The sequence below is a fragment of the Streptomyces sp. NPDC058145 genome, assembly GCF_042884245.1.
Lineage (GTDB): Bacteria > Actinomycetota > Actinomycetes > Streptomycetales > Streptomycetaceae > Streptomyces.
Genome location: NZ_JBHVUH010000007.1, coordinates 66,076 through 80,035, shown reverse-complemented (window position 1 = coordinate 80,035; position 13,960 = coordinate 66,076). Strand labels below are relative to the sequence as shown.

Annotated in this window: 10 protein-coding genes; 5 read left to right on the top strand and 5 right to left on the bottom strand. The window is 73.0% G+C overall.

From position 1 onward, the window contains the following. The first annotated feature begins 150 nt into the window (after positions 1 to 150). Positions 151 to 2,262, top strand: coding sequence for a SpoIIE family protein phosphatase (locus tag ACFVVO_RS17225; protein ID WP_390055717.1), 2,112 nt, complete (start codon positions 151 to 153; stop codon positions 2,260 to 2,262). A gap of 40 nt (positions 2,263 to 2,302) precedes the next feature. Continuing rightward, a complete protein-coding gene (locus tag ACFVVO_RS17220; RefSeq protein WP_390055715.1) occupies positions 2,303 to 3,166 on the top strand; it encodes an Fpg/Nei family DNA glycosylase in 864 nt (287 codons plus the stop codon). 111 nt (positions 3,167 to 3,277) lie between these two features. Here the strand turns inward: ACFVVO_RS17220 and ACFVVO_RS17215 are convergent, their stop codons facing one another. From ACFVVO_RS17215 to ACFVVO_RS17205, 3 genes are all read right to left on the bottom strand, one after another. Then, entirely contained in the window at positions 3,278 to 3,931 is a 654-nt protein-coding gene (locus ACFVVO_RS17215; RefSeq protein ID WP_390055713.1) for a zf-HC2 domain-containing protein, read from the bottom strand. A 194-nt stretch (positions 3,932 to 4,125) separates the two neighbouring features. Continuing rightward, the gene (locus ACFVVO_RS17210) at positions 4,126 to 4,650 is read right to left on the bottom strand and encodes a hypothetical protein (protein ID WP_390055712.1); all 525 of its coding nucleotides are present in this window, start codon (positions 4,648 to 4,650) and stop codon (positions 4,126 to 4,128) included. Between the two features lie 155 nt (positions 4,651 to 4,805). Beyond that, the gene (locus ACFVVO_RS17205; protein WP_390055711.1) at positions 4,806 to 5,354 is read right to left on the bottom strand and encodes a sigma-70 family RNA polymerase sigma factor; all 549 of its coding nucleotides are present in this window, start codon (positions 5,352 to 5,354) and stop codon (positions 4,806 to 4,808) included. Positions 5,355 to 5,595: 241 nt separating this feature from the next. On the opposite strand from ACFVVO_RS17205, the gene ACFVVO_RS17200 reads away from it, so the two are divergent. Further along, a complete protein-coding gene (locus ACFVVO_RS17200; protein WP_390055710.1) occupies positions 5,596 to 6,738 on the top strand; it encodes a CapA family protein in 1,143 nt (380 codons plus the stop codon). Here ACFVVO_RS17200 and ACFVVO_RS17195 read toward each other — a convergent pair whose 3' ends face one another. Then, positions 6,739 to 8,163, bottom strand: coding sequence for an amino acid permease (locus tag ACFVVO_RS17195; protein ID WP_390055709.1), 1,425 nt, complete (start codon positions 8,161 to 8,163; stop codon positions 6,739 to 6,741). Positions 8,164 to 8,305: 142 nt separating this feature from the next. Here ACFVVO_RS17195 and ACFVVO_RS17190 point away from each other — a divergent pair, with 142 nt between their 5' ends. Then, positions 8,306 to 9,577 (top strand): MFS transporter, encoded by a 1,272-nt coding sequence (locus ACFVVO_RS17190; RefSeq protein WP_390055708.1) that lies wholly within the window; start codon positions 8,306 to 8,308, stop codon positions 9,575 to 9,577. Here the strand turns inward: ACFVVO_RS17190 and ACFVVO_RS17185 are convergent. Next, on the bottom strand, positions 9,513 to 9,983 hold the full coding sequence (locus ACFVVO_RS17185) for a universal stress protein (RefSeq protein WP_390055706.1): 471 nt from the start codon (positions 9,981 to 9,983) through the stop codon (positions 9,513 to 9,515). The two genes, ACFVVO_RS17190 and ACFVVO_RS17185, sit on opposite strands and share 65 nt — an antisense overlap. A 594-nt stretch (positions 9,984 to 10,577) precedes the next feature. Between ACFVVO_RS17185 and lysX the strand changes: the two genes are divergently transcribed. Next, the gene (lysX, locus tag ACFVVO_RS17180; protein ID WP_390055704.1) at positions 10,578 to 13,868 is read left to right on the top strand and encodes a bifunctional lysylphosphatidylglycerol synthetase/lysine--tRNA ligase LysX; all 3,291 of its coding nucleotides are present in this window, start codon (positions 10,578 to 10,580) and stop codon (positions 13,866 to 13,868) included. The last annotated feature ends 92 nt before the right edge of the window (positions 13,869 to 13,960 follow it).

Sequence of the window (13,960 nt, the reverse complement as noted above, 5' to 3'; positions counted from 1 at the left end):
GTCGTGGCCACCGCGACAAGGGTGCCCAGTGGCGCGGGAAGGGCCCGTCACACCGTGTACCGCACGCCTCCGCCTGCGTAACACGGCCGGGTGAGACGGGCAGGCGGACCCCCACTCGAAGAATCGGGCGAATGCTGGCAAGGTGGGCCCATGGCTGATCGGGGAGCGAGCGCCCTGTCTCTCCCGGAGGACTGGCCCGCCCACCCGGACCCGATCCTGGCGCTCAACAACATGGGCAGCTTCGACTGGGACCTGGACACCGGTCTGTTCAGCATGGACGCCCAGGCGCACGAGATCTTCGACCTGCGCCCCGACGAGTACGACGGCCACCCCGAGACCCTCTCCGCACGGGTGCCCACCGCCGAGGCACACCGCCTGGACGCGCTCGTGGCCCTGGCCATCAAGGACGGCCGGGAGAACTACGGCGCGTACTTCCGTGTCCGCCGCCGTGACGGCAGCCTGCGGTGGACCCACACCCAGGGCTACATACGGCGGGACGGGACCGGCCGTCCGCGCCGGATCATCGGGATCGTCCGGGACGCCACCGAGGAGCTCAGCGAGAGCGCGAGCCGCCAGGACGCCGCCGCCCTGGACGCCGCGCGGCGCGCGCAGACCAACGTCGTCCAGGTCGCCACCGCCGCCCTCGCCCACGCCCGCACCGTGCGGGACGTCATCGACGTCGTCACCGACACCCACGGGCTGACCCTGCTCGGCTCCAGAAGCCTGGTCCTCGGGCTGGTCGAGGCGGGCCGCATCCGGCTGGTCGCCGAGGGCCCCGCGGGCAGCTTCGTACCCGGCACCCGGGTCACCCGTATAGACGAGCCGTATCCGATGAGCGAGGCGGTGCGGACCCTCAGCCCGTGCTTCATCGAGTCGCCGGAGGAGTTCGCCGAACGCTTCCCGCTGCTGTGGCCGCACATCACCGACCTGCGGATCTCCTCGGCCGCCTATCTGCCGCTGATCGCCCAGGCCCGCCCGATCGGCGCGATGGGCCTGCTCTACGACGACCGGCGCGGGTTCTCCCCGGAGGAGCGCAACGTACTCGTCGCCCTCGGCAGCAGCATCGCGCAGAGCCTGCAGCGGGCCATGCTCTACGAGCAGGAGAAGGACCTCGCCCAGGGCCTGCAGCAGGCCATGCTGCCCCGCACCATCCCCAGCGTGCGCGGCGCCGACGTCGCCGTCCGCTACCGCGCCGCCGCCGTCGGCGGCACCCTGGGCCGGGACATCGGCGGCGACTGGTACGACCTGATCCCGCTGCCTGGGGGTACCCCACCTGGGGGAGGCCGGGTCGGCGCGGTCATCGGCGACGTCCAGGGCCACGACACCCACGCGGCCGCCGTGATGGGCCAGCTCCGGATCGTGCTGCGCGCCTACGCCGCCGAGGGCCACACCCCGGCCACCGTCATGGCCCGCGCCTCCGTCTTCCTGCGCGAACTCGACACCGACCGCTTCGCCACCTGCCTGTACGCCGAGGCCGACCTGTCCACCGGGGTCGTCCAGGTGGTCCGCGCCGGGCACATCGACCCGCTCGTCCGGCACGCCGACGGCACCTGTCGTCGCGTCCCGGTCGAGGGCGGTCTGCCGCTCGGGCTGTCCGCCGAGTTCGGCCGGCTGGAGTACCCCGTCTCCACCCTCGAACTCGATCCCGGCGACACCCTGCTGCTGTGCACCGACGGGCTCGTCGAGCAGCCCGGCACCGATCTCGACGACGGCGTGCGCACCCTGACGGACCTCATCGCCGAGGGTCCCGAGGACGTGCGCGCGCTGGCCAACCGGCTGATAGCGGCGGCCGAGGAACGCGGCGGCGACGACGACGTGGCCCTGCTCCTGCTGCGCCGCCGCGCCCTGGAGGCCCCGCGGGCCGGCGGCCGGTTCCAGCAGCACGTGGCGCCCGGCGACCCCGAGGCGCTCACCCAGGCCCGGCACCTGATCCGCGCCGCCGTCCGCGGCTGGGGCGCACGGGACCGGGCCGACGAGATCGAACTGGTGGCCGACGAACTGATCACCAACGCGCTGATGCACACCGAGGGCGCCGCGATCGTCACCCTGCGGGTCCTCGAGGGCAGTGACCGGCGGCTGCGGGTCGAGGTCGAGGACTCCTCCAGTGCTCTGCCGCGCCGCCGCGACGCGGGGGAGAACGGCGTCTCCGGCCGCGGGCTGCTCCTCGTCGACCGGCTCGCCGACGTGTGGGGCGTGGAGGCGCGCGGCGGCGGCAAGGCCGTGTGGAGCGAGTTCCAGGTGCCGCGGCGGCCGGCCGCGTGACCGGCGAGGCGTTGTCGGTGCCGAATGGCACTCTGGAACCATGCCGGAACTGCCCGAGGTAGAAGCGCTGAAGGACTTCCTCACCGAGCACCTGGTCGGCCGACGGGTGGTGCGGGTGCTGCCGGTCGCCATCAGCGTCCTGAAGACGTACGACCCCCCGGTCACCGCGATCGAGAACAGCGAGGTCACCGCCGTGCGGCGGCACGGCAAGTTCCTCGACCTGGCGACGGGCGACGGGCTGCACCTGGTGACCCACCTGGCCCGCGCGGGCTGGCTGCAGTGGCGGGACCGGCTGCCCGACGGTCCGCCCCGGCCCGGCAAGGGCCCGCTCGCGCTGCGCGTCGCACTGGAGACGGGCGAGGGCTTCGACCTCACCGAGGCGGGCACCCAGAAGCGTCTCGCGGTGTACGTGGTCCACGATCCGGAGGAGGTCCCGGGCGTCGCCCGGCTCGGCCCCGACCCGCTCGCCGCGGACTTCGACGCGGACCGTCTCGCCGCCCTGCTGAAGGACGAGAGACGGCGGCTGAAGGGCGCGCTGCGGGACCAGTCCCTGATCGCGGGCGTCGGCAACGCCTACAGCGACGAGATCCTGCACGCCGCGAAGATGTCCCCGTTCAAGCTCGCCGCGTCCCTGACCCCGGAGGAGAACGGGCGGCTCCACGTGGCCCTGCGCGGCACCCTCACCGAGGCGGTCGAGCGCTCGCGCGGCCTTGCCGCGGGACGGCTGAAGGCGGAGAAGAAGAGCGGTCTGCGGGTCCACGGCCGCACCGGTGAGCCCTGCCCGGTCTGCGGCGACACCATCCGGGAGGTCTCCTTCAGCGACTCCTCGCTCCAGTACTGCCCGACCTGCCAGACGGGCGGCAAGCCACTGGCCGACCGCAGGCTCTCCCGGCTGCTGAAATGAGGCGGTCCACTCGCCGAGGGGGGTGCCGGCCGTCGCCGGGACGGCTGTCCGTGCCGTGGCCGGAAAGGTGTGCCGGGCGTCGCGAGCCGGTGAACCTTTCCGGTCGCGGAACTAGCGGGGCGTGAGCGACACCAGCGGCTGTCCGTCCGTGGTGCGCACGTCGTAGCGGGCGATCTGCTCCGGATGCATCGAGGAGCCGGCCATGGTCGTGGTCGTCCCGCTGTCGTGGGTGCCCACCGTCCAGCCGGAGACCGTCTGCTCCGAGCCGTCGCGGCCGACGACCACGAGCCGGCAGGAGTGCGGCCCCGAGCCGTCCTTCACGTCCAGCCGCATCCGGCTGCCCAGGTCCCCGTCCTCCGTGGTCACCTGCGCCCACACCCCGGTGCCCGGATCGGTCGCCGCGGTCACCCGGGCGGCCGGATCCCCGTGTGCGGAGTGCAGTACGACCCCCGGCCCGGCCACCGCCAGCACCACCGAGGCCGCCAGGCCGTACAGGAAGCGGCGGCGCCGGGCGCGGTGCCGGAGCGTCAGTTCGCCCAGGAGCCGGTCCAGCAGCCGGGCACCGGGCTGGGCCATGGGGTGCACGAAGCGCGGCGTGGCCCGGCGGTACAGCATCAACTGCCGTGCCGCGGGACCGAATTCGGTCACCTGTGCCGCGCACCGGGGGCACTCCATGAGGTGGTCCTCGAAGCGGAAGGCCTCCGCCTCGTCCAGCACGCCGAGCGCGTACGCGCCGACGTCGCGATGCCTTTCCAGGGACCTCATGCCGAATCCTCGTGCCGATGGGTGCGGGTGGGGTTACTCCGTGCTCCCATCCGTACGCACCCGACAACCGAATCACTCAAGGCGCACACCGAATCGTGACCAAGAGATTCGGAGCGGCCCGCCCCGCGGATTGGTGCGATTTTCAGAAAACCTCGAGAACCCGCCATCGAAGAGGTCAGGGCGGTGCCGGGGCCTCAGAACAGGTGGATGGCGAGATGGCCGAGGGGCAGTCCGAGCCGCCAGGCGGGGGTCCACACCTTGGGTCCGTCGTCCTCGCCGGACACCGCGGCGCCGCCCGGCACCGCGTCCAGATCGGGCGCGAGCAGCTCGGTCTCCGCCAGCCAGCGCCAGGCCTCCGCGGCCAGCGCCAGGTCGGGTGAGGGCGCGGCGGCCGCGGACTCCTCGGCGGCCAGCTCGGCCATCCGCATGCCCACCCACTCCTGCCACGGCTGGTCGTACGCCGTCAGCGACAGCCAGTTCTCCAGCTGCGAGATCACCCGGATGCCGGAGAGCTCGCCGTCGGTGTCGGAGAGGAAGACGGTCAGCGCCAGGGCGTCCCGCCCGGCCCGGAACTCGAAGGACGTCGGCGGCATCAGATCGCCGGTGCGCAGCAGCTCGTCGGCGATGTACTCGGCGTACAACCAGGCCATCGGGACGGCCAGTTCACCACCGCCGACGCCGTCGCTGCCGTCGGTGCTCTCATGACCTCTGTGCGGCATCCCTTCCTGCCTTCCTCCGGTGCGTGCGCCTCGCCCGAACCTCCGGGCCCGGTTACGGGCCCGGCCCCCGTCCGGAAACACGGATGAGGACAGCTGATGGCCCGAACGGGGTTCTCAGCAAGGCGCTTTACCGAGGTTTGACCTGGCGGTCGGTTTCACCGCAGGTCGGCCGCATAACCCGGAAGGACCCCGCGCAGGGCGCGCAGCGCGTAGTACGCGCGGGATTTCACGGTACCGGGTGGAATGCCGAGGATCCGCGCGGCCTCCGCCACACTGGCCCCGCGGAAGTACACGAGTACCAGCACGTCACGGTGGGCCGGCGTGAGTGTCTTCACAGCCTCCCGGACGTCCAGCGTCGCGGCGGCCCGCTCGGCGTGGTCGGCGGTCACCCGCGCGTTCTCCGGCACCTCGTCGACGACCTCCGGCGGCCGCGCCTGGCGGGCCCGCCGCGCGTCGATCGCGAGCCTGCGGGCGACGGTCAGCAGCCAGGGCCGCACCGAGTCGAAGTCGGCCGCGTGCAGGGCCTCCGGATGCTGCCAGGCGCGCACCAGGGTCTCCTGTACGAGGTCCTCGGCGCGCTGCCGGTCCCCGTCGCTCAGCCTCAGCAGCAGTGCGAAGAGGGGGCCGCCGTGCTCGCGCTGGAGTGCGGCGAGCTCGTGCTTGGCGGTCGTCGTCCCGTGGGGAATTGCGGTTCCGGCCGTCATGGCCGTATGGCAGCGCAGGGCGCCGCCGGGGGACAGGGGGCGCGCGCCGCTGTGCGACGGACGGTCCGATCGCGTCGGTGAGCGGTCGCGCGAGCGGTGTGCGCACCGGCGCGGGTGGCACGGATGGGCTAATTCCGGTGCCCCGTTTGTTTGCGCCGGGAGCCGGATTCATACCCATATGCCGTCAAAGCTCTGTCGGTAAATAAGACGTCCGCAGTGACGACGATGCTGGGGTGAACCGATGATCGCACGCAGGCATCAGGTGGCGCTGGCGCTGACCGCCCTGCTCGCCGCCGGGGCCGCCTGCCTGAACCAGGAGCGGCAGGAGCCCGTCGCGGCCGGCCGCCCGGCACCGCCGGCCGCCCGCGCTGTCACGCTCGTCGCCTCCGGTGACGTGCTCCCGGACCGCTCCGTCGCCGAACGGGCGGGCTACGACGCCGGCGGCCACGGCCTCGACTACCGCCCGATGCTCTCCGGTGTGGAACCCCTCGTGCACGGGGCCGATCTGGCGCTGTGCCACCTGGAGTCCATCACCGGCGACGGCACCGCGGACCCCGACGCGATGTCTCCGCCGCAGCTCGCCGCCGGCCTCGCCGCGACCGGCTACGACGGCTGCGCCACCGCCTCCGATCACGCCCTGGACGACGGTGCCCCCGGCATCCGGCGCACCCTGGACACCCTGGACCGGGCCGGTCTGCGGCACACCGGGACCGCCCGCACCGAGGCCGAGTCCCGCTCGGTCACCCTGTACCGGGCGGGCCTGGCCAGGATCGCGCACCTGTCGTACACCTACGGCACCAACGGCCGGCCGCTCCCGCCCGGGCAGCCCTGGGCCGTCAACCCGCTCGACGCCGACCGGATCGTCTCCGACGCCCGCGCCGCCCGGCTGGCGGGCGCCGACCTGGTCGTCGTCTCCGTGCACTGGGGCACCGAGTGGCAGGACGCGCCCGACCGGACCCAGCTCGGCCTGGCCAGGGCCCTGACGGCCGCGACGACCAACGGCCGCCCGGACATCGACCTGCTTCTCGGCACCCGCGCGCACGTCCCGCAGGCGTACCAGAAGGTCAACGGCACCTGGGTGGTCTACGGCCTGGGCGACCAGATCGCCGGCGAGATGTTCAACGACAGAGGCGTCCGGGACTCGCGCGGCAACGAGTCCACCACCGGCCGTTTCACCTTCGCCCCGCCCGCCGCCCCCGGCGACCGCTGGCGGGTCATCAAGGCCGAGTTCGTCCCGCAGCTGTACGACGTCGACGCCGGGCGGGTGGTCGACCTCAACCGGGCCATCGCCGGCGGTGCCGAGCTGGAAGGGGTGCGCGACCGCATCCGGGACGTGGTCCTCAGCCGCGGAGCCGCCGGGGACGGGCTGGTCATGGCGGACTGATCAGTCGGCCGGCCGGCGCTCGGCCAGCACCGAGCGCCGGTAGGAGTAGCCGAAGTAGATCACGCAGCCGATCAGGAACCACACCGCGAACCGCACCCAGGTCTGCCACTGCAGGAACGTGATCAGCCAGATGGAGAAGACGACTCCGAGCGCCGGCAGGAACGGCATCCACGGCGTGCGGAAGCCGCGCGGCAGGTCCGGCTGCCGGTAGCGCAGCACGATCACCGCCGTGCACACCACCACGAACGCCAGCAGGATGCCGATGTTGGTCAGCTCGGCCGCCTCACCGATCGGGATGAACCCGGCGATGAGCGCCGACGCCGCTCCGACGATCCAGGTCACCCGGGTCGGCACGTGCCGGGTCGGGTGGGTCTTGGCGAACCACCGGGGCAGCAGCCCGTCCCGGGACATCGAGAACCACACGCGGGTCACGCCCAGCATGAACGTGAACATCACGGTGAGGATGCCGATGATCGCTCCCACCGCGATCACGTCGGCCAGCCCGCTCAGCCCGACCGACTTGAACGCCGTGGAGAAGCCGCTCTCCGGGTCGATGTCCGTGTAGTTCTGCATGCCGGTCAGCACCAGGCAGGCGGCGACGTACAGCACCATCGAGATCGCCAGCGAGTAGATGATCGCCTTCGGCATGTGCCGCTGCGCGTCCTTGGACTCCTCGGCGGCGGTCGACATGGCGTCGTAGCCGAACACCGCGAAGAACACGGTCGCCGCGCCGGTGAAGGCCCCGCTGATGCCGAACGGGAAGAACGGGTGGTAGTTCGCCGTGGTGATGTGGAACACGCCCACCCCGATCACCAGCAGCACCACCAGCACCTTCAGCGTGACCACGAACGTCTCGAACCGGGCCGCGCTGCGGATGCCCTGGGTGAGCAGCCAGGCGATCAGCAGGCACAGCACGGCCGCGAAGAGGTCCACCCGGTGCCCGTGGCCGGTCCCGGGCGCGCCCAGCATCCAGGCGGGCAGGTCGGCGCCCATCTCCTCGACCAGGAAGCTGAAGTAGCCGGAGATGCCGATGGCGACCACCGCCACGATGGCCGTGTACTCCAGCAGCAGGTCCCAGCCGATGAACCAGCCCGCGAACTCGCCGAGCACCGCGTACCCGTAGGTGTACGCCGAGCCCGCCTTCGGGATCATCCCCGCGAACTCCGCGTACGACAGGGCGGCGCAGGCGCTCGCGACACCGGCGATGAGGAACGACACCAGCACCGCGGGCCCGGCCGTCTCGTTGGCCACCGTTCCGGCCAGCGTGAAGATGCCGGCGCCGATGATGCCGCCCACCCCGATCGCGGTGAGCTGCCACAGGCCGAGCGACCGCTCGAGCCCGCCGCCCTCGCCGACCTCGGTCTCCTCGATGTGCTCGATGGGTTTGCGGCGGAGAATTCCTTCGCCCATCCGGAGCTTGGCCATACGTTCCACCTCTTCGCCGACGGCAAACGGCTGACGGCGGATCATGATGGCTCAGCGGCGCCCCTTACGGAAGACGCCACGCACGGGCGGTCCGGCCCCGGCCCGGGCCGGGTTTTGATTCGCGGGGCCTCCATTCGCTTTGATGGCGGGGATCAACGGGAGGTTCTGCATGGGGCGGCGGTTCGGGTGGCTGTGGGCCGCCTACGCGGTGAGTGCGCTGGGCACCTATCTGGCCTTCGACGCGTTCTCGGTGATCGCGGTCCTCGCGCTGCACGCCGGGCCCGCCGAGGTGGCGCTGCTCGCCGCGACCGGTCCTGCCGTGGGTGCCGTGGCGGCGGTGCCGCTCGGACCATGGGTCGATTTCCGGCTGAAGCGGCCGGTGATGATCGGCATGGACCTGATCAGGTTCGCCGCGCTGCTCACCATCCCCGCCGCCTACGCGCTCGGCGGCCTCGGGTTCGGCCAGATGCTGCTCGTGTCCGTCGTCGTGGCGGCCGCCGACATCACCTTCAACGCGGCCTCCGGCGCCTTCCTGAAGACGCTCCTTCCGGCCGACCGGCTGCTCGGCGCGAACGCCCGCTTCGAGTCCGCCAACTGGACCGCCCTCGTCCTCGGGCCACCCCTCGGCGGCGCCGCGATCGGCCTGTTCGGCCCGGTCACCACGGTCGTGGCGAACGCGGTCAGCTTCCTGCTGTCGGCGCTCGGCATCCGGGCCGTCGGCGCCGGCGAGCCACGCCCCGAGCGCCGGAAGACGGAACGCCTGCGGGCCGGCGACCTGCTCGAGGGCTGGCGGCACATCCTGTCCAGCCCGGATCTGCGGCCGCTGTTCTTCAACAACCTCGCGGCCAACGCCCTGATCATGGTCGCCGCGCCGCCACTGGCCGTGCTCATGCTCGGCCCGCTCGGCTTTTCCCCCTGGCAGTACGGTCTCGCCTTCGCCGTGCCCTGCCTGGGCGGCCTCCTCGGCTCCCGGCTGGCCCGGCCGCTCGTCACCCGGTACGGGCAGTGGCGGGTCCTGCGCACCGCGAGCATCCTGCGCGCCGTCTGGCCGCTGGGGCTGGCGTTCGTCGGGCCCGGGCTGCCCGGGCTGCTGCTGGTGATGGCCCTGGAGCTCGGCGTGATCACCTGCTCGAGCGTCTACAGCCCCGTGTACGCCACCCGGCGCCTGGAGTGCACGCCGAACGACCGGGTCGCCCGTACCCTGTCCGCCTGGTCGATCACCGGCAAGGCCACGACGGCCGCCCTGACCGCCCTCTGGGGCCTGCTGGCGACGTTCACCGGCCCCCGTACGGCCATCGCCCTGGCGGGCGTGCTGCTCCTCGCGACCCCGCTGCTGCTGAGGGAACCCGCTACGGAACGACCGTCACCGGCCAGCGCCCCGCCTTCACCAGCCGCACCGCCACCGAGCCGATGATGCGGTGCCCGGCCTGCTCCGAGGCGCCCACCACCACCGCGTCGGCCTTGAGTTCGTCGGCCGCCTTCACCAGGCCGTTGTAGGGGTCGCCGCGGAAGGTGTGGAACTCCCACCGGATGTCGAATATCCCCCGGACCCGCTCGGCCGCCTCCCGGATGTAGGTGGCCAGGTCCTCGGCGATCTCGTCGGTCGTCTCCGCGACCGGCGCCCCGAGCGCGGCCCCGGCCGCGAGCACCGGCTGCACGTACACGACGGCCAGCAGCGCGTGCTGCCGGCGGGCCAGACCGCCCGCGTACGCGGCGGCGCGCAGCGAGGAGTCGGAGCCGTCCACCCCGACCACGATGACCTTCGGCCCGTCGGTACCCCGCTCGAACTGGTGCGCGTGCTGTTCGTGCTGTTCCGTCACGGCCCGAGGCTATCGGAAGCACCCCCTCCGTCCGAAGCACGGGTTCACGGGCCCGGTGGGCGCCACCCCGCACGCGTCCTGCGGCCGCTTCCCGAGCGGCCACCGGTTCGCACCGCCGTGCGGCCACGGGTCCACGAGGACGAGCGGCCGGCGCTTCGCACGGCCGGCCCACGCCGCCGCACGACCCACGGGTCACCTGTCGGCAGCATCCCGTGCGCCCTCCGGCAGTCGGCACGCCCGTAGCCCGAACGCCCGGCGGCCCGTACTCCTGGTCCCCGAGCGGCCGCTGGTTGGCACGGCCGCTCCGCCACCGGTCCACGGGGCCGAGCGGACGGCGGATCGTATGGCCGGCGGCCGCTGTGGCTCCTGCCCCCCGGCAGTCGGCGTGCCCGTGGCCCGAGCGTCCGGCGGTCCGTTCTCCTGGGCTGGTCCGTGCGGCCGGCGGTTCACGCGGTCATGCGGCCGGCGGTTCCGCGTGATCGGTCCATGCCACGGCCCATGCGCCCAGCGTCCCGCGCCGCCACCGGTCACGCGGCTGTGCGGCGCCGTTCGCTCGACGGGCGGCCCGACCGGGGCCTTCTTACAGTCGGAACCATGACTGCCACCGCCGGGCCGGCCGCACGGAGGGCTGCCGGTGAGCCGGGGCACCCGTCCGCCGACGGGCACCTCGGACGGGTGCCCGCAGCCTTCGCGGCCTTCTTCGCCGCGCTCGGCCTGCTGTGCGCCCTGCTCGCGTTCGTCGCTCCGCTGCGCCGCGTCCTGCGCCCGGTCGTCCGGGCCCTCGACCTGCTCCTGGTCCCGATCAGCGCCAACCTCGCCTACGCGGTCTTCCTGTTCCTGCTGGCCGGCGCCACCGCCGCCCGCAAGAAGGTCGCCTGGTGGCTGGTCGTCGTCTATCTGGGCCTGCTGGTCGTCAGCGACGCCGTCGGTCTCGCCCTCGGCCTGTACCGCCAGTCGCTGCCGTCCCTGGTGCTGTGCGCCCTGCTGCTGCTCGTGCTGGTGGCGGCCCGGGGGGAGTTCTGCGCCGCCTCCCGGCGCGGTGCCGTGTGGCGGGCCCTGGGCGTGCTGCTGGGCGGCCTCGCGGTGGCGATCCTGCTCGGCTGGGGCCTGGTCTCGCTGTTCCCCGGCACCCTGCCGCAGGGCCAGCACCTGGCCTGGGCGGCGGACCGGGTGTGCGGCGGGCTGGTCTCCAACAGCGCCTACGACGGCCGACCGCCGCGCCGGGTCACCTTCGTGCTCGGTCTGCTCGGCGCGCTCGCCCTGCTGAACGCGGCGGCCGCCCTGTTCCGTTCGCAGCGTCTGGAGGCGGCCCTGCACGGCGACGAGGAGGACCGTATCCGGGCGCTGCTGAGGGCCTACGGTGAGCGGGACTCGCTCGGCTACTTCGCCACCCGCCGCGACAAGGCCGTCGTCTTCTCCACCAGCGGCAAGGCCGCCGTCACCTACCGCGTCGAGGTGGGCGTGTGCCTCGCCAGCGGCGACCCGGTCGGCGACCCCGAGGCGTGGCCGCACGCCATCGCCGCCTGGCTGGACGTGGCCCGCCGGCACGCCTGGGCGCCCGCCGTGATGGGAGCCTCCGAGGACGGCGCCCGCGCCTACGCCCGCGCCGGACTCGGTGCCCTCCAGCTCGGCGACGAGGCGATCCTCCACGTACCCGGGTTCGACCTGAACGGCCGGGACATGCGCGTCACCCGGCAGGCCGTGCACCGCGTCCGCCGCACCGGCGCCACCTGCCGGGTCCGCCGCCACGCCCAGCTCACCGACCGGGAGACGGGGGAGATCGTCGCGAAGGCCGACGCCTGGCGGGACACCGAGACCGAGCGCGGCTTCTCCATGGCCCTGGACCGGCTCGGCGACGCCGCGGACGGCGACTGCCTGCTGGTGGAGGCCCTCGGCGACGACGGCCGGCTCCTCGCGCTGCTCTCCTTCGTGCCCTGGGGCCGCGACGGCGTCTCCCTGGACCTGATGCGCCGTGACCGCGCCGCGCCCAACGGCGTGATGGAGTTCATGGTCACCGAACTCTGCGCGGCCGCCCCCAAGCTGGGGGTGCACCGGATCTCGCTCAACTTCGCCGCCTTCCGGTCCGCCTTCGAGGAGGGCGCCCGCATCGGCGCCGGACCGGTCCTGCGGCTCTGGCGCCGGCTGCTGCTGTTCTTCTCCCGGTGGTGGCAACTGGAGGCCCTGTACCGCTCCAACGCCAAGTACCACCCGCAGTGGTATCCGCGCTTCATCTGCTACGGCGACGCCGCCTCCCTCGCCCGCATCGGCCTCGCCTCCGGCATCGCCGAAGGATTCGTCTCCGTACCGTCCTTGCGCAAACTCCGCCGAAAGGGGCACCCGAAGACAGGGCGGCGGCCCGCCACTACCGAGGGGCCGCCGTCCTCGACGGCGCTCGGCCTCGACGGAGGGGACCAGGCCGGAGCCGTCGCCCCGGACGCGGGCCTGCCCGACCAGGTCCGCGTCCGGCACCGCACCCTCGACCGGCTGCGCGCCACCGGCACCGACCCGTACCCGGTCGGCACGCTCCTGCCCACGCACGCCCTCGCCGACGTCCCGCAGGGGCAGGACGTCACGGTCGCCGGCCGCGTCATGCTGGTCCGCGACTTCGGCGGCATCGTCTTCGCGGTACTGCGCGACTGGTCCGGGGACCACCAACTCGCCCTCGCCCGGGACCACTGCGGGCCCGCCCTGGACCGCTTCCGGGCCGACACCGACATCGGCGACCACATCACCGCCACCGGTCGCGCGGGACGCAGCGACAAGGGCGAGCCCACCGTCTTCGTCCGCTCCTGGCAGCTCACCGGAAAGTGCCTGCACCCGCTGCCCGACAAGCGCCACGGCCTCACCGACCCCGAGGCCAGGGTCCGCCGCCGGCACCTCGACCTGCTCACGAGCCCCGACGCCCGGCGAGTGGTCCGCGCCCGCTCGGCAGCCGTACAGGCGCTGCGCCAGGGCCTGCTGGACCGCGGCTACCTAGAGGTCGAGACGCCGATGCTCCAGCAGATCCACGGCGGCGCGATCGCCCGCCCCTTCACCACCCACATCAACGCCTACGACCTCGACCTGTACTTGCGCATCGCCCCCGAGCTGTACCTGAAGCGGCTGTGCGTAGGCGGCCTGGAAAAGGTGTTCGAACTGGGCCGCACCTTCCGCAACGAGGGCGTCTCCTACAAGCACAACCCCGAGTTCACGATGCTGGAGGCCTATCAGGCGCACGCCGACTACGACGTGATGCTCGACCTGACCCGGGAACTGGTCCAGGGTGCAGCGACCGCCGCCTTCGGCGCCCCGGTCGCGCACAAGGGCGGCCGGGAGTACGACATCTCCGGGGACTGGCCGGTCAGGACGGTGTACGGCGCGCTCTCCGAGGCGCTGGACGAGGAGATCGGTCCCGGCACCGAACTCCTGCGGCTGCACCGGCTGTGCGACCGCGCCGGAGTGCCGTACACCGCCGACGACGGGCCCGGCGACGTCGTCCTGGAGATGTACGAGCGGCTCGTCGAGGAACGCACCCTGCTGCCCACCTTCTACAAGGACTTCCCGACCGACGTCTCCCCGCTCACCCGGCAGCACCGCACCGACCCCCGGCTCGCCGAACGCTGGGACCTGGTCGCCTTCGGCACCGAACTGGGCACCGCCTACTCCGAGCTGACCGACCCCGTCGAACAGCGCCGCCGGCTCACCGCACAGTCCCTGCTGGCCGCTGGGGGAGACCCCGAGGCGATGGAACTCGACGAGGACTTCCTCGACGCCCTCGAGTACGCGATGCCGCCCACCGGAGGCCTCGGCATCGGCGTCGACCGGCTCGTCATGTTCCTCACGGGCCTCACCATCCGAGAGACCCTGCCCTTCCCGCTGGTGCGCCACGGCCGGCGGCCCTCCTGAAGATCGTTCGCCGGGCGTCCGGCGTTGCGCCGTACGGGTGTATTACCGCCGCCGCACCGGTGTCGTTGGGGTGCGCCGGAGGGGTGCCGGGC